General features: G+C 33.9%; 12 protein-coding genes. 1 reads left to right on the top strand and 11 read right to left on the bottom strand.

The genetic code is table 11. The features are described 5' to 3' along the window. Nucleotides 1–62: 62 nt before the first annotated feature. From dinB to gatC, 7 genes are all read right to left on the bottom strand, one after another. Nucleotides 63–1,133 (bottom strand): DNA polymerase IV, encoded by a 1,071-nt coding sequence (dinB, locus tag JN168_RS04700; protein WP_042739185.1) that lies wholly within the window; start codon nucleotides 1,131–1,133, stop codon nucleotides 63–65. Nucleotides 1,134–1,376: 243 nt separating this feature from the next. Next, complete coding sequence (locus tag JN168_RS04695; protein ID WP_042739186.1) at nucleotides 1,377–1,925, bottom strand: DUF3267 domain-containing protein; 549 nt, start codon at nucleotides 1,923–1,925, stop codon at nucleotides 1,377–1,379. A 189-nt stretch (nucleotides 1,926–2,114) separates the two neighbouring features. Next, complete coding sequence (gene rlmD / locus JN168_RS04690; RefSeq protein ID WP_042739187.1) at nucleotides 2,115–3,476, bottom strand: 23S rRNA (uracil(1939)-C(5))-methyltransferase RlmD; 1,362 nt, start codon at nucleotides 3,474–3,476, stop codon at nucleotides 2,115–2,117. 133 nt (nucleotides 3,477–3,609) lie between these two features. Further along, nucleotides 3,610–4,527 (bottom strand): diacylglycerol kinase, encoded by a 918-nt coding sequence (locus tag JN168_RS04685; RefSeq protein WP_042739188.1) that lies wholly within the window; start codon nucleotides 4,525–4,527, stop codon nucleotides 3,610–3,612. A gap of 288 nt (nucleotides 4,528–4,815) precedes the next feature. Further along, nucleotides 4,816–6,243: an Asp-tRNA(Asn)/Glu-tRNA(Gln) amidotransferase subunit GatB gene (gene gatB / locus JN168_RS04680; protein ID WP_107513078.1), complete on the bottom strand. Its 1,428-nt coding sequence runs from the start codon at nucleotides 6,241–6,243 to the stop codon at nucleotides 4,816–4,818. A 12-nt stretch (nucleotides 6,244–6,255) separates the two neighbouring features. After that, nucleotides 6,256–7,713 carry an Asp-tRNA(Asn)/Glu-tRNA(Gln) amidotransferase subunit GatA gene (gene gatA, locus JN168_RS04675; protein WP_279526206.1) on the bottom strand — a complete coding sequence of 486 codons (1,458 nt, stop codon included), beginning with the start codon at nucleotides 7,711–7,713 and terminating at the stop codon, nucleotides 6,256–6,258. Between the two features lies 1 nt (nucleotide 7,714). Next, nucleotides 7,715–8,017 (bottom strand): Asp-tRNA(Asn)/Glu-tRNA(Gln) amidotransferase subunit GatC, encoded by a 303-nt coding sequence (gatC, locus tag JN168_RS04670; protein ID WP_042739191.1) that lies wholly within the window; start codon nucleotides 8,015–8,017, stop codon nucleotides 7,715–7,717. Nucleotides 8,018–8,396: 379 nt separating this feature from the next. Here gatC and putP point away from each other — a divergent pair, with 379 nt between their 5' ends. Further along, complete coding sequence (gene putP / locus JN168_RS04665) at nucleotides 8,397–9,932, top strand: sodium/proline symporter PutP (protein ID WP_042739192.1); 1,536 nt, start codon at nucleotides 8,397–8,399, stop codon at nucleotides 9,930–9,932. A gap of 944 nt (nucleotides 9,933–10,876) precedes the next feature. On the opposite strand, the gene JN168_RS04660 is transcribed toward putP, so the two are convergent. Genes JN168_RS04660 through pcrB form a run of 4 tightly spaced genes read right to left on the bottom strand, consistent with a single transcriptional unit; the run spans nucleotide 10,877 to nucleotide 17,001 of the window. After that, on the bottom strand, nucleotides 10,877–12,085 hold the full coding sequence (locus tag JN168_RS04660; protein ID WP_042739193.1) for a CamS family sex pheromone protein: 1,209 nt from the start codon (nucleotides 12,083–12,085) through the stop codon (nucleotides 10,877–10,879). A gap of 12 nt (nucleotides 12,086–12,097) precedes the next feature. Further along, nucleotides 12,098–14,101, bottom strand: a complete 2,004-nt coding sequence (gene ligA, locus JN168_RS04655; protein ID WP_107513112.1) for an NAD-dependent DNA ligase LigA — start codon at nucleotides 14,099–14,101, stop codon at nucleotides 12,098–12,100. Nucleotides 14,102–14,104: 3 nt separating this feature from the next. Continuing rightward, entirely contained in the window at nucleotides 14,105–16,312 is a 2,208-nt protein-coding gene (gene pcrA / locus JN168_RS04650) for a DNA helicase PcrA (protein WP_107526940.1), read from the bottom strand. After that, nucleotides 16,309–17,001 carry a heptaprenylglyceryl phosphate synthase gene (gene pcrB / locus JN168_RS04645; protein ID WP_042739196.1) on the bottom strand — a complete coding sequence of 231 codons (693 nt, stop codon included), beginning with the start codon at nucleotides 16,999–17,001 and terminating at the stop codon, nucleotides 16,309–16,311. The genes pcrA and pcrB overlap by 4 nt, the downstream gene beginning before the upstream one ends. Between the last annotated feature and the right edge of the window lie 32 nt (nucleotides 17,002–17,033).

Here is a 17,033-nt window from a genome sequence, read left to right as displayed (position 1 = left end):
ATGCAGAACAGGCACGAAGCAAAAATTTGCTTCGTGCCTGTTTATATTTACATTAATGTAATTTAAATATAGTCATAAATAGTCATATTTTCGTATGTTGAGCGTTCTAAATTACCTACAGTTACACCAACTAATCGAATTGGTACTTCAGGGTCCTTCAACTCAGCATACAGGCTATAAGCGATATTATAGATATCTGTTTCATTTCTAACAGGTGACCTTAAACTTTTTTGCTTTGATAAGGCTTCAAATTTATATGTTTTTATTTTTACGGTTACTGTTTTACCTGACTTTTGAATTTTAGCTAATCTATCTGCAGTTTTATTACTTAGTTCCCATATTTTTTGTAATATCGCGTCATCGTCGTTCATATCAGTTGAAAAGGTTCTCTCAGTACCTACAGATTTACGAATTCTTGTTGGTTTTACAGGATTATGATCGACTCCACGCGCTTTATTATATAAACCATGACCTCGTTTACCAAATAACCTTATCAGTTCATACTCACTTTGATTATATAAATCTTGTCCATTAAATATATGGTGTTCATGCATTTTTTCTTTTGATGCTTTACCTACCCCTGGAAAATCACCAATATCTAAATTCATCAATATTTCATGAACATTATTATAATCAATTACTGTTAAACCATTGGGCTTATTCATACCACTGGCTAATTTAGCGAGAAATTTATTGTATGATACGCCAGCTGAAGCTGTTAACTTTGTTTCCTCAAAAATATCTCTTCTTATATATTGAGCAATACTTGATGCTGGAAGATCAGGTCTCACCAAATGGGTTATATCTAAATACGCCTCATCTAAAGATAATGGTTCAACAATATCTGTATAACTTTTAAATATTTTCATAATTTTATCAGAAGCTGCTTTATATGCTTCAAATCTTGGAGAAACATAATAGCCATTCGGACATAGTTTATGCGCTTGAGCTGTAGGCATTGCAGAATGAACACCATATTGACGTGCTTCATAAGATGCTGTAGATACCACGCCCCGACTACTCGCTTTACCTCCTACAATAACTGGTTTCCCTTTTAACTTTGGATTATCACGCATTTCAACTTGCGCGAAGAAATAATCCATATCAACATGAATAATGCGTCTTTCTGCCAATACCATACACCTCCTTTTCATTTATGTCATAAAATTTCATCATGGATATTACCTTCTAGTACATTTATTATACTAGCAATTTAGTTTCAGTTGTAGCCATTTGTCTATTCTAATGAGTTATTAGAACTTTAAAATATTTACAATTCATGACATAGTTAAAGCCAATGGTTTCAATAATAACTTGAAATCATTGGCTCTATAATCGAACTAACATAATATACAATTGCAATTGCCTAATTTAGCTTATTCTAGCTCAGTGCGGTATGTAGTCTTATCTTCTGTATAAAACAATATACCCTCTTCAGTATCTTCAATAAGTTTGACTTTACTATTTAATGCCCCAGTCACAAAATAAATATCAAGTACACAATATCCCACATGTATACTAGCAATAAACAATATTGATGAGTAAGCATAAAATGAAAATACAATAAATAATAATGCTGTGATAACGACTAAAGGTGCTAACATTATAATGATATATTGCCATCTTTTAAAATATACCTTTGGCATATGTGTCGACAACAAGCCCAGTTTAAATTTATATGTGGGCTTCTCACCTTTAGAGAACAATTTAAAACATACGATATGAATCAGTTCATGTAAGAAATAAATCACCGTAAACCCTAAAATCCCAAATATCATGTTAAAGACGATGTTTTGCTCAATAATATGCGTTAATGAATATGCCAACTTATAGCAAAATAAAATTGAAATCATTACCACTGTGAGTTGGAACAATATAAATCTTTCCAATGCTTTTTTATTAGCAAGCAAATCAATTTTAAACATTAGCTAACCTCCCAATCGTTACCTATTACCTAGAGTATACAATGGTTATTCCCACGTTTAAAGTACATTTCACGAAAGTTAGTTGCCTGTAATTGAATTTTAACAAACATCCGTTTCCTGCAATATTTCGAAATATTATAGTTCTATGTTAGTTGGTCTATTCCCTTTATTACCTTTTACTAACAAATATTATATTCTATCAAATTGCGCCACTGTTTCCACATGTGTTGTATGTGGGAACATATCGACAGGTGTAATTTGTGTTAACTCGTACTGAGTTGCTAAATGTTGTGCATCTCTTTGTTGCGTTGAAGGATTACAAGATATATAGACAATTCTTCTTGGATTTAATTCTAATAATGTATCTAAAAAACTTTCATCGCAACCTTTGCGTGGGGGATCAACCATAACTACATCAGGCTTGATTCCTTGTGCTTTCCATTTTAAAATAACTTCTTCTGCTTTACCACAGACAAAAGTAGTATTTTCAAACTGGTTTATAGTCGCATTTTTTTTAGCATCCTCAATAGCTTCAGGTACAACTTCAACACCATATACATGCTTTGCTTTTGGTGCCATGTAAAGACCAATTGTACCTATACCACAATATGTGTCTAACACTGTTTCCTCGCCTTGTAAATCTGCATATTCAATCGCACGTTGATATAATTTTTCAGTTTGAGTAGAGTTAATTTGGTAAAATGATTGATCGCTAATCTTAAAGGTAATATCTGATAAAGTATCTTCAATTTGATCTACACCATAAAGTGTATGTGAAACGTCACCCATGATGACATTAGAATGGGTATTGTTAATATTATGCTTTACACTTTTTATATTTGGAAATGTTTCAATTAATTTTTGAGTCATAATGTCACTTTGTTTGAATTTCTTACCATTTGTAACAAATATAACCATCAAATCTCCAGTATAATGACCTGTTCTGATAACAACATGACGCATAAGTCCAGCTTTTTTGCGCTCATCATAAATACTCACATTTAGTTCATTGCACCATTGCTTCACATGATTCATTACATCTTGATGTTTTGTATCTTGTATTAAACATTCATCCATATCTATGATTTGATGACTTCTTTGACGATAAAAACCCATGATTGCATCATTATTTTCATTTTTACCTACAGGAATTTGAGATTTGTTTCGATAGCGCCATGGCGTCTCCATTCCTATTGTGTCATGGATAATAGTATTTTCGAAGTTGGCCTTACGGTGAAACAAATTAATTACTTGCTCTTTTTTCATTGCTAACTGTGCTTGATATGACAAGTGTTGCAACTGACAACCACCACACTTGTAATAATAAACACAGGGTGGTTCAACCCTTTGATTGCTTTGTACTTTAATATCTAATAACTTACCAATTGCAAAGTTCTTTTTTACCTTAATCACTTTATATTCAATTGTTTCATCAATTAATGCATTCGGTATAAAAATAGGATAGCGATCTAATTTAACAACACCATGCCCTTCATGTGTCAAATCAATCACTTTACCTTCTCGCACTTCATTTTTTTGTAATGTACTCATTATTTCACCCCACATGAAAAGAGGTTAGGATACTTGATGTTTACCTAACCTCGTCGCTTAACTCTCTTTTAAATTTTTTCGACTATTTATTTTAACTTAAAGTGAATACACACTTCAAGCTTAATTTACGTTATTATTGTTCTACTAATTCTTGATTATGAACATCACTCGGTGTATAAACTTCAATGTGTTGCTTTAAATTCAAGAAATTACCTGGTAATTTACCGCCATATTCGCCATCGACATTTAACTGCATATCAACGAATGATGACACACTGACTGATTTTGCTTTTTTATAATGCACTTTTGGATGTTTGGTGTGCTCGCCTCTTGAAGCTAACGTCATAATATGCCCTAATTCTGCTAAATTAGCCTTCTCAACGATAATCAATGTAAAATGTCCGTCGTCTAGCTTGGCATCTGGTACTAACTTTTCAAATCCTGCCATCGAATTTGTTAAACCTAATAAGAATAACAAGGCTTCACCTTGGAACACTTCATCATCATATTCTATACGTAAATCGACAGCCTTCATTTGTGGTAACATTTCGAAACCTTTGATATAGTATGCAAAAGGTCCTACAATCGACTTCAATTTACTTGGTGTCTCATATGAAACTTGTGTGAGTTGACCGCCAGCCGCCAAGTTTATAAAGTATCTACTATTCATCTTACCAATATCAACTTTGGTACTGTGACCTTCTATAATAACATCGATTGCACTCATGATGTCATTAGGCAGATGTAAAGCACGTCCAAAATCATTCACAGTCCCCATTGGAATAATACCTAATTGAGGTCTGTTAGGCTGTTCAGCGATACCATTGATTACTTCATTAAGGGTACCATCACCACCAGCTGCAATCAGTACATCGTAGTTATGTTCTAAACATCTTGCTGCTTCTGCAGTCGCATCGCCAACCTTTTCAGTCGCATATGCACTCGTCTCAAATCCAGCTTTTTCTAATTTTATTAACACATCTGGTAACGTACGTTTAAATAATTCCTTACCTGACGTTGGATTATAAATGATTCTAGCTCGTTTTCTCATATTTTATCCCTCAACTTCATTTACTCATACTCTATATTAAATGATTTATGAAATGGATAAAAGCATTTAGACCAAATTAACTGAATATATTATGCAAATAGACAAAATTGACTTCCACATAAACTGTATCATTGACTGAAAATCAATAGATAGTCATTATGTTTAAAAATATAAGATAACCTTTTTTTCTATAAAATAACAAGTAGGGCTAATCCAATTTTTTGGATTAGCCCTACTTGTATAAGCTATGTGCAATGATGACCCCAAGCTATTATATTAATTACTCAATTATCTCTTTTCTAATTCTTGCTTTAATAATTGGTTAACTAATTGTGGGTTTGCTTGACCTTTAGAGGCTTTCATAATTTGACCGACTAAGAAGCCCATCGCCTTACCTTTACCATTTTTAAAGTCTTCAACAGATTGTGGATTATTATCTAAAGCTTCGTTAACAAATTTCAATAATGTAGCCTCATCAGAAATTTGAACTAGTCCTTTATCTTCCATAATTTGTTTAGCATCTCCACCATTTTCAGCTAATTCTGGGAATACTTTTTTAGCAATTTTACTACTCATTGTGCCATCTTCAATTAACTTAATCATACCAGCTAAATTTTCTGGTGTTAATTTTGTATCTAACAGCTCAACTTGGTTTTTATTTAGATATTCATTTACGCCACCCATTAACCAGTTTGATGTTAATTTTACATCGGCACCTGCTTCTACTGCACCTTCAAAGAAATCTGACATTTCTTTAGTTAATGTTAAGACATGTGCATCGTAAGCTGGCAGACCAAATTGATTAACATATTTTTCTTTTCTTTCATCTGGCAATTCAGGAATAGTTTGACGTACGCGCTCTTTCCATTCTTCATCTACATAAAGTGGAACAATATCAGGTTCTGGGAAGTAACGATAATCATCAGAACCTTCTTTCACACGCATTAGAATTGTTTTACCAGTTGATTCATCAAATCTACGTGTTTCTTGAAGAATTTCTCCGCCATTTAATAATTCTTCTTCTTGACGTTTTTCTTCATATTCAAGACCTTTACGTACGTAAGTAAATGAGTTAAGGTTTTTCAACTCTGCTTTAGTACCAAATTCCTCTTGACCATATGGTCGTAAAGAAATGTTAGCATCACAACGTAATGATCCCTCTTCCATTTTACAATCAGATACGCCAGTGTATTGAATAATTGAGCGTAATTTTTCTAAATAAGCATATGCTTCTTGTGGAGAACGGATGTCAGGTTCAGACACAATCTCGATTAATGGTGTACCTTGACGGTTTAAGTCAACTAATGAATAACCATCTTTGTGCGTTGATTTACCAGCATCTTCTTCCATATGAAGACGTGTAATACCGATTCGTTTTGTTTTTCCGTCTACTTCAATATCAATATAACCATTTTCACCAATTGGTTGGTCAAATTGAGAAATTTGATATGCTTTCGGATTATCTGGGTAGAAATAGTTTTTACGATCGAATTTAGATTCTGTAGCAATATCCATATTTAATGCCATTGAAGCTCTCATCGCCCAGTCTACTGCACGTCTATTTACTACTGGTAAGACACCTGGGTAAGCAAGATCAATTACGTTCGTATTAGAGTTTGGATTTGCACCAAAGTGCGCTGGTGATGGAGAGAACATCTTAGATTCTGTTTTAAGTTCAACATGGACCTCTAGTCCAATAACTGTTTCAAAATGCATGGTTTCCACTCCTTATAAATTTTCGTATTCATTATGAAGATTGAATTTTGTTTCATATTGGTAAGCAACACGATATAACGTCTTCTCATCGAACGGTTTACCGATAAATTGTAAGCCAATTGGACGACCGTTAGATTTACCACAAGGAACAGAAATACCTGGTAAACCAGCCAAGTTAACTGGTGTCGTTAATAGATCATTTGCATACATTGTTAATGGATCATCAATTTCCTCACCTAGATTAAAGGCTGGAGTTGGTGTAGTTGGACCAACAACAACGTCATATTCTTTGAATACACGATCAAAATCATTTTTGATAAGTGTTCTTACTTTTTGTGATTTTTTATAAAATGCGTCATAGTATCCTGAACTTAAAGCAAATGTTCCTAAGTAAATACGACGCTTAACTTCAGCACCAAAGCCTTCGCTTCGAGACATTTTGTATAATTCTTCTAATGAGTTTGCTTCAGGTGAGTGATAACCATATCTAATACCATCAAAACGTGATAAGTTTGATGATGCTTCAGAAGATGCAATAACATAATATGATGGAATACCATATTTAGTATTAGGTAGTGATACTTCTTCTACGGTAGCTCCTAATTCAGTTAAAGTTTCAACTGCTTGTTGTACAGATGCTTTAACTTCTTCAGAAACACCTTCCCCTAAATATTCTTTAGGTAATGCAATTTTTAATCCTTTAATGTCTTTACCGATATCTGAAGTAAAATCAGCATCTTCAACTGGTGCACTTGTTGAATCATGTTCGTCTAATCCAGTAATTGCTTCAAGTACTAATGCGTTATCTTTAACAGTACGAGTCAATGGTCCAATTTGGTCTAAAGATGAAGCGAATGCAACTAATCCAAAGCGAGACACACGACCGTATGTTGGTTTCAATCCTACAATTCCGCAATATGCTGCTGGTTGACGAATAGAACCACCTGTATCAGATCCTAAAGTAAATGGTACTAAACCGGCTGCAACCGCTGCAGCAGAACCACCTGATGATCCACCAGGAACAGCAGTATGGTCAAATGGATTCACTGTCTTCTTATAATATGAAGTCTCTGTTGAACCACCCATTGCGAACTCATCCATATTGACTTTACCGATTAGTATCGCTTGCTCATTATGTAGTTTATTCATTACAGTTGATTCATAAATCGGTACGAATCCTTCTAACATTTTACTTGCACACGTTGTTTCCACGCCTTCTGTAATAATGTTATCTTTAATTCCCATTGGGATACCAAATAGTTGCCCTTCCATTTGATCTTTCGCTTGTAATTCATCTAATTCTTGTGCTTTTTTAATAGCATTTTCTTTATCTAAAGCAAGAAACGATTTAATTGTAGGATCTGTTTCTTCTATTGCATCGTATATATCACTAACGATTTGTGACGGTTTAACTTCTTTATTTTTAATTAATTTAATTAAATTTTCTACAGACTCATAACGAATGGTCATCTTACGCGTCCTCCTCATTCATGATAGATGGTACTTTAAATTGACCATCTTCAGTGTCTTTTGCATTTTTCAATGCAAGCTCTTGAGGAATACCCTCGATTGCTTTATCTTCACGTAATACATTTTGTAAATCTAAAACGTGATATGTTGGTTCGATATCACTTGTATCTGCAGTATCAATTTGGTTGGCAAAATTTAAGATACTTTCTAATGTATCTTGCATTTCAGTTGTTTCTTCTTCAGTAATTTGAAGTCTAGCTAAGTTTGCAATATGCTCAACTTCTTCACGTGTAACTTTAGCCATTAAATTAAAAGCCTCCTTTTTACTCATTCATTACAAAATTGTACCAAAATTTCGCTTAAAAATCTAAGTTTTTCACTATTATCAGTAAATTAGTCTATAAATCTTTATCTTTCCTTGTGATTTTAATCAACAATATAATTTTAAGCAACTTGACTCTTTTATAATTTTATTAAAGTTGGCATGTACTTTTTGCATATTAAACCACCCTTTTTTATACATGGGATATAATTGCACCATTATATTGTAAGCGCTTAATTTACTGTGATAAAAAGATTTTTATAAAATTTATTTGAATTCCCACTATTCTAACAATTAAATTCAATGTATAATAATTCATGTAACACAATTATATACTTATAGACAAAGGGGGATGTTCATCATGATGATTTTAGGTTCTTCATTAGCCAGTCAAGTACATGCAACTTGGCAAACATATATCATGATCGTAGTTTATTTCCTCATTTTACTTGTGATTGGTTATTATGGTTATAAACAGTCAACTGGTAACTTGAGTGAATTTATGCTCGGAGGTAGAAGCATAGGGCCCTATGTAACAGCTTTATCTGCTGGTGCCTCTGATATGAGTGGTTGGATGATAATGGGATTACCTGGTTCGGTATACAGTACCGGTCTATCAGCAATGTGGATCACTATTGGTCTTTCACTAGGTGCATACATAAATTACTTTGTAGTAGCACCAAGACTACGTGTTTATACAGAAATAGCTGGGGATGCTATCACATTACCTGATTTTTTCAAGAATAGATTAGACGATCGTAAAAATTATATTAAAATTATTTCTGGCTTAATTATCGTCGTCTTCTTTACTTTATATACTCATTCAGGTTTTGTTTCTGGTGGTAAATTATTCGAGAGCGCATTTGGCTTAAATTATCACTTTGGTTTAATTTTAGTCGCTGCAATCGTTATTTTTTATACATTCTTTGGAGGTTATATGGCAGTATCCATCACTGACTTCTTCCAAGGTGTAATCATGTTAATTGCTATGGTTATGGTACCAATCGTTGCTTTGATTGAATTAAGTGGCTTAGATACATTTAGACAAGTTGCCGAAATGAAACCAACGAATTTAAATTTATTTAAAGGGACAACAGTGTTAGGAATTATTTCACTATTAGCATGGGGATTAGGTTACTTTGGACAACCACATATCATTGTGCGTTTTATGTCTATTAAAACACATAAAATGTTACCAAAAGCGCGTCGCCTTGGTATTAGCTGGATGGTGGTTGGTTTACTTGGTGCCGTAGCAGTTGGACTTACAGGTATTGCTTTCATTTCTGAACGCAACATTAAAATGGAAGACCCTGAAACTCTATTTATTATTATGAGTCAAATCTTATTCCATCCATTAGTTGGTGGTTTCTTGCTTGCAGCAATTTTAGCAGCAATTATGAGCACCATTTCTTCACAATTGCTCGTTACCTCTAGTTCTTTAACTGAGGACTTTTACAAATTAATTCGTGGAGAAGAAAAAGCAAAGACACATGAAAAAGAATTTGTAATGGTCGGTCGTTTATCTGTATTACTTGTGGCGATAGTAGCAATTTGGATTGCTTGGTCACCAAACGATACGATCTTAAACTTAGTTGGTAATGCTTGGGCAGGTTTCGGTGCAGCATTTAGTCCACTTGTCATCTTCTCACTTTATTGGAAAGGTTTATCAAGAGCTGGTGCTTTAAGTGGTATGATTGTTGGTGCAATCGTTGTTATCATTTGGATTGCGTGGATTAAACCACTCGCTGAAATTAATGAAATTTTTGGTATGTATGAAATTATCCCAGGATTCTTAGCTAGTGTCATCGTAACTTATGTCGTTAGTAAAATGACTAAGAAGCCAGGAGACTTTGTAGATCATGATATCGCAGAAGTGAAACGTATATTGAAAGATTAATAAAAAGTTTTAACAAATCACATAACGTCTGAGATATTAAAATATTAGATACATGAAAAGGCAATTTCTATTGAAATAATATAGGAATTGCCTTTTTTTAAAGTATTTTAATCTACCCTCAGATCTGGCAATGACGTATTTTGGCGAGACTCCTGAGGGAACAGGACAAGCGGAAGACTACAGGCTGAAGCTGTCCCCTAGGAAAGCGAGCCAACAATAAGAAATATGAATAATAAACCAACAGCTGAAGTATTATTTATTTAATGATTGATATAGCAACATAAACAAGACAAATTGAATACAAGCATTTAAATGAATGCTAATTTAAAAGTCACAAATGTTTTCTACGTATTTTGGCGAGACTCCTGAGGGAACAGGACGAGCGGAAGACTATAGGCTGAAGCTGTCCCCTAGGAAAGCGAGCCAACAATAAGAAATATGAATAATAAACCAACAGCTGAAGTATTATTTATTTAATGATTGATATAGCAACATAAACAAGACAAATTGAATACAAGCATTTAAATGAATGCTAATTTAAAAGTCACAAATGTTTTCTACGTATTTTGGCGAGACTCCTGAGGGAACAGGACGAGCGGAAGACTATAGGCTGAAGCTGTCCCCTAGGAAAGCGAGCCAACAATAGGTAATATGAATAATAAACCAACAGCTGAAGTATTATTTATATAATGATTGATATAGCAACACAAGCGCAAGACAAATTGAATTCAAGCATTTAAATGAATGCTAATTTAAATGTCACAAATGTTTTCTACGTATTTTGGCGAGACTCCTGAGGGAACAGGACGAGCGGAAGACTACAGGCTGAAGCTGTCCCCTAGGAAAGCGAGCCAACAATACGTAATATGTAAAAAAATAAAGCACTCAGATAAATTTAATTCATTCATCTGAGTGCTTTATTTGGAATTTAAATCTCATAATTTTTAATTATTGTTTTTATAAATATGAACTTGTGGCTCTTTATCATCTTTTGTTTTGCTGATTAATGCTTTTGAATCATTTCCATCCTTAATGTGAATCTCATATTCATCAATATTATCGAAATATTTTTCAGCTTGTTCCGTAACATATTGTGTGATTCCAATTGTTTCTGCTTTACCATAGAAATCTATCGGAATATCAACAGACAATTGCTTCGCTTTTTTATTATCAAATTTAGCCGTCCCAACAGCTTGAGAGAAGTTATTGAAATAACTTTGCAAATTATCATTAAATTGTTTGAAATTCGTGTTTAAATTTTCATCTAAATCAGCTGCTTCATTTGAAGGTAGTAACACTGTTTTTTGTTTAATATCTTTCCATTCATTGATACGTGTTTTTCCTTCTTCTACTGTCGTACCACTGATAAATTCACCTGGTACAATAGAGTTTTCACCAGATTGCTTATAAATAGCAAAGTGGATAGGAATATCCTTAAGTTCTTTATTTTCTCTCAATCTTGATAGAATTTCACTAGCCATTTGTTGACCTTGCTTTTTGATTTCTTTATCGTCTAATTTTTTACTAAATGTTTCGCCATCTTTTTCCTTTTGATAGTAATATGTACCATTCATCGCTAATCCAATAGTCATACCCTTTATTTTCTTACCTTTTGTATCTCCACTCGCATAGAAATCTTGTTCCAAAATATTAGAAAGATATGCCGGTGATTTTTTGGCAATTTTTTCAGGATCACTTTCACCTTTATGTGAAGGATTTAAACCTAAATTTTCATTCGCTTTCTTTTCTTTGCGCTCATCTTCGTCCATCTTATCTACTTCACTCTTAGTATATTTGGGTTGTAGATAAGCATTAATTGTATCCTTATCAAAGTACTGACCATCTTGATAGATATAGTCATCAGTTGGGAATACTTCTTTACTTAATTCCAATAAGCCATCTTCAAAGTCTTCACCATTATAACTATTTGCCATATTATCTTGTAATACACCACGAGCTTGACTTTCTTTAAACGGCAGAATGGTTCTATAGTTATTACCTTGGACATTTTTATCAGTTGCAATTTCTTTTACAGAGCCTGATTCTTGTTGATCATTTGTTGCTTGTTGTTTTTTGTTGTTGCCATTGTCATCATTACCACATGCAGACAACACAAAAATCGCCGAGATGATTAATATAAGCGTTCTTTTCATGCCAGATCTCCTCTATCCCTCAATTTCTTTTTGTTTATTCATAAACTCTTCTTCTGACCAGACTTCAGTACCAAACTTTTCAGCTTTTGTTAATTTTGAACCAGCATCTTCACCAGCAATAACTAAATCTGTACTCTTAGTGACACTACTTGTCACCTTAGCACCATGATTTTCTAACCATTTAGAAGCTTCACTTCTAGTCATCTGTTGTAACTTACCGGTCAATACAATTGTTTTATCATTGAACTCAGGGTGACCTTCCACTTCAGAAACTTTCACACCTTTGTAAAGCATATTAACATTTTTCGCTTTAAGTTTATCAATTAGCGCACGAATATCTTCATTTTCTAAATATGTAACCACTGATTGAGCGAGTTTATGACCAATATCATGAATACTGGTAAATTCTTCCTCGGTTACTTCAAATAATTTATCGATAGAGCCATATTTTTCAGCAATAACTCTACTCGCCTTTACCCCTAGATGTCGTATACCTAAACCAAAAAGTAATTGTTCTAGAGAATTAGATTTAGCATTTTCAATCGCAGTTAAAAGATTATTGACTTTCTTTTCACCCATTCTCTCTAGTGGTAATAGGTCTTCTGCCGTTAGATAAAAAATGTCTGCTACATCTTTAATTTTTTCGTTTTCATATAATTGTTGAATAATTTTCGTACCTAAACCATCAATATTCATTGCTTGTCTAGAAACAAAATGAATCATACCTTCTACCAATTGTGCCTGACATTTAGGATTGATACATCTAAGTGCTACCTCTCCTTCAATACGAACAAGTTCATGGTCACAACTTGGACAATGCGTAGGCATGTGATAAACAGTCGCATCTTCAGGTCTTCTGTCGATAACACTTTTTATAACTTCCGGAATGATATCTCCAGCCTTTTTGATAATTACACTGTCACCAATTCTGATGTCTTTTTCATGTATTAAGTCTTCATTATGTAACGAGGCACGTGATACTGTTGTCCCTGCAACTTTAACAGGTTCTAATACTGCAGTTGGTGTGACTACGCCAGTTCGCCCAATACTTAGTTCAATATCTTTTAGCTTTGTAATCACTTCTTCAGCTGGAAACTTATACGCAATGGCCCATCTTGGCGATTTTTGAGTAAAACCTAATTCATCTTGTTGGTCAATAGCATTAACCTTTATAACTATACCGTCAATGTCATAAGGTAAATCCTCACGCTGTGCTGTCCATTTTTCAATATATTGTAAAACTTCGTCTATCGTTTCTACACGTTGGCGTTCGTGATTCGTTTTAAATCCTAGTTCATCTAACTCATCTAACGCTTCACTTTGTGTAACAGCATTAAACTGTGTAAAGTCATTGACACTATATAAAAATACGCTCAATTTACGTTTGGCCGCTAATTTAGAATCTAATTGGCGTAATGAACCTGCTGCAGCATTTCGTGGATTGGCAAATGGTTGCTCATCATTTTTTTCCTTTTCTTCATTTAAATTAATAAATGATTGACGTGGCATGTATGCCTCACCACGAACTTCAAAAGTTCGCGTATCGTTGATTTTTAATGGTATCGCATGAATGGTACGTAAATTTTCTGTAATGTCTTCACCAATCGTCCCATCGCCACGTGTTAAGCCTTGTACGAAACGACCATTCTCATATTTAAGAGAAACGGCTAATCCATCAATTTTCAATTCGCACATATATTCAACTGGACCAATAAGGTCCCTGATACGCTGATCAAATTTGCGCAAATCTTCTTCATTGAATGCATTGCCTAAACTCAACATTGGTGTATCATGTGCAACCTTTTCAAATGTAGATTGCGCCGATCCACCAACTCTTACTGTTGGTGAATCTGGTGAACGCAATTCTGGATGTTCTGCTTCAATGTCGATTAATTCATGTAATAATTTATCATATTCACTATCGGGTACCGATGGGTTATCTTGTACATAGTATTCGTAACTATATTGGTTTAATAATTTGTGTAACGTTTCTACACGTGTTTGTAACTCTGCCAAGTGTTATTCCCCTTTCTTTTCAATCGGTGCAAATTGAGCGAGTAATCGTTTAGGTCCTTGAGATTTGAAAATAATATCTAATTCTACTGAACCATTCTTTTCATTTACATTACTAACCATACCCTCACCCCAAGATTTATGAATGACTTTATCTCCAACTTTCCAATCTGAAGTTGATTGCGAATTACTTGATGTTGTCGCGCGTCTACTATATCCACGCTTTGCTGGTTGTTTCGTCGCTGATTTAAATCCATTGGTAGTTTGTGATCTTGGCTTAGATTGATTTACTTTATCTAATAAATCTTCAGGAATCTCTCTTAGGAACCTTGATGGCATGTTAGATTGTGGGCGCCCAAATAACATTCTTGAAGTTGCGTGAGTTATATATAATGTCTCTTCTGCTCTTGTAATGGCTACGTAGCATATTCTACGTTCTTCTTCCATTTCGTGATCATCGTCACTTTTTATAGCTCTAATATGTGGGAACAGTGATTCTTCCATACCCATTATAAAGACAATTGGAAACTCCAAACCTTTAGCAGAGTGCATTGTCATCAATGTAACACCATCTTCGATTTGCGCTTCGTCAATATCTGCAACTAATGATAAGTCCGTCAAGAAATTAATTAATGATTGTTCTTCAAGTGGTGTATTTTCTTCATAATCTTTCGGTACAGACATAAATTCATCAATATTTTCCAAACGACTTCTTGATTCTAAAGTTTGTTCACGTTCTAACATTTCTCTATACCCAGATTTTTCAAGCACTTCGACTACAATTTCACTAATTTCTAAGAATTCTTGTTGTTTTATTAAGTTTTGCATTACCTCATAAAACTGAACACATTCTTGTGTCACTTTCTTAGATAATCCAATAAAGTCTACCTCTGCTAAGGCATCAAACATACTAATATCATTTTGATTTGCGTATGCTTGTATCTTATCCACTGATGACGGACCTATACCTCTCTTAGGAACATTAATAATACGTTGTAAACTGATGTCATCATTACTATTTGCAATAATACGTAAATAACTTAATAGATCCTTAATTTCTTTACGATCATAGAACTTTTGACCACCAACCATCGTATAAGGAATATTCGATTTCATAAATGTTTCCTCTAATACACGAGATTGTGCATTTGTACGATATAAAATAGCCATATCTTGATACTTCTTACCATTGCGTTGATGCTTCATCATTTCACGAACAACATATTCCGCTTCATCACGCTCTGTCGTAGCCTCATAATAATGAATCTTATCACCATCAGTATTACCAGTCCAAAGTCCTTTCGGCTTTCTTTCAGAATTATGTTTAATTACCTCATTAGCTGCGTTCAGAATATTTTTTGTAGAACGGTAATTTTGCTCTAGGAAAATAGTCTTTGCTTCTGGATAGTCTTCTTCAAATGATAAAATATTTTGAATATCTGCACCACGCCAACCATAAATAGACTGGTCTGAATCACCTACGACACATAAGTTTTTAAATTTACTTGCTAATAAATTAACTAACGTATATTGTGCCTTATTGGTATCTTGATACTCATCCACATGAATGTATTGGAATTTATTTTGATAATAATCTAACACCTCTGGCACACGTTCAAATAAACGAATTGTTACCATGATTAAATCATCAAAATCTAATGCCTCATTACGTGAAAGTTGTCTTTGATAACCTTTATATACTGTAGCTACCATTTGTGAATGGTAATCTTGAGCTTCGTTTTGAGCATCTTCCGGTGTTTTCAATTCATTTTTAAGGTTACTGATTGCTCCGATAAACATTCTTGGTTCAAATTTTTTACTATCGATATTTTCATTTTTCAATACATCTTTAATGACAGACTTTTGATCTGTTGGATCGATAATCGTAAAGTTTCTTTCAATACCTATACGATCAGCATCACGTCTTAATATTCTCACGCACATTGAATGGAATGTTGACATCCAAATTACTTGCGCTTCTTCGCCAACTAATGCCTCTACACGTTCTTTCATTTCTCTTGCAGCTTTATTTGTGAACGTTATTGCTAACACATTATATGGAGACACATCTTTTTCATCAAGCAAATAAGCTATACGATGTGTTAATACACGTGTCTTACCTGATCCTGCTCCTGCCATTATCAGCAATGGACCTTCAGTCGTACGTACTGCTTGGCTTTGTTCATCATTCATCTTACTAACTAATGCATTCATTTATGTGACTCCTTTATTTTAACTGTTTTTAATGCTTGTTTAATATCTGTATATATAACATCTCCGACAATTATGGTATCTGCATATGCTGCCATTTCTCTTGCAGCCTCTAAACTGTCAATACCACCACCATAAAATAATTGTGTTTCAGTTAACATATCAGCTGCAGCTTTTACATAATCTTTATTACCATATGTCCCACTATATTCTATGTACATGACAGGCAACTTATACATATCATTAATCATCTGAGCATACGCTTCAATATCTTCAATTGACAAATCTGTGCTCGCATCAGTCAATTCGGCAACCTTACTCTTAGGATTCAACACAACATAACCTTCAAACACGACTTCATCGAAATCAATAACATGACCGAATGACTTTAAAGCCTCTAATAATATGCCATTATGAAATTTAACGTCATTACTATTTAAGACGGTTGGAATAAAATAAAAATCAAATCCTGGCATTACACTTTCAACATTAGAAACCTCTAAAGCTAAAGGTAATGGATAACGTCTTACACGACTCATTAACTGGATTACATTATCCTCTGTAACATTGTCAGTCCCTCCGATAATGATTGCGTCAGTGTTTGACATACATAATGATTCCAAATCCTCATCTGAGATTGTTTTTGCAGGGTCTAATTTAAAAATATGTTCCCACTGTTTTATGTCATACATGATATGTTACTCCTTTATTTAGCATACATTGT

Source organism: Staphylococcus gallinarum (genome assembly GCF_029774255.1).
In the GTDB taxonomy this organism is placed as follows: domain Bacteria; phylum Bacillota; class Bacilli; order Staphylococcales; family Staphylococcaceae; genus Staphylococcus; species Staphylococcus gallinarum.
The sequence above is the reverse complement of the archived record's forward strand: the minus strand, read 5'-3'. Positions and strand labels throughout refer to the sequence as shown.

Coding starts and splice junctions, on each gene's coding strand:
- JN168_RS04695 (WP_042739186.1), bottom strand. CDS start 1,925: ATGTTTAAAATTGATTTGCTTGCTAATAAAAAAGCATTGGAAAGATTT.
- rlmD (WP_042739187.1), bottom strand. CDS start 3,476: ATGAGTACATTACAAAAAAATGAAGTGCGAGAAGGTAAAGTGATTGAT.
- JN168_RS04685 (WP_042739188.1), bottom strand. CDS start 4,527: ATGAGAAAACGAGCTAGAATCATTTATAATCCAACGTCAGGTAAGGAA.
- gatB (WP_107513078.1), bottom strand. CDS start 6,243: ATGCATTTTGAAACAGTTATTGGACTAGAGGTCCATGTTGAACTTAAA.
- gatA (WP_279526206.1), bottom strand. CDS start 7,713: ATGACCATTCGTTATGAGTCTGTAGAAAATTTAATTAAATTAATTAAA.
- gatC (WP_042739191.1), bottom strand. CDS start 8,017: ATGGCTAAAGTTACACGTGAAGAAGTTGAGCATATTGCAAACTTAGCT.
- putP (WP_042739192.1), top strand. CDS start 8,397: ATGATGATTTTAGGTTCTTCATTAGCCAGTCAAGTACATGCAACTTGG.
- JN168_RS04660 (WP_042739193.1), bottom strand. CDS start 12,085: ATGAAAAGAACGCTTATATTAATCATCTCGGCGATTTTTGTGTTGTCT.
- pcrA (WP_107526940.1), bottom strand. CDS start 16,312: ATGAATGCATTAGTTAGTAAGATGAATGATGAACAAAGCCAAGCAGTA.
- pcrB (WP_042739196.1), bottom strand. CDS start 17,001: ATGTATGACATAAAACAGTGGGAACATATTTTTAAATTAGACCCTGCA.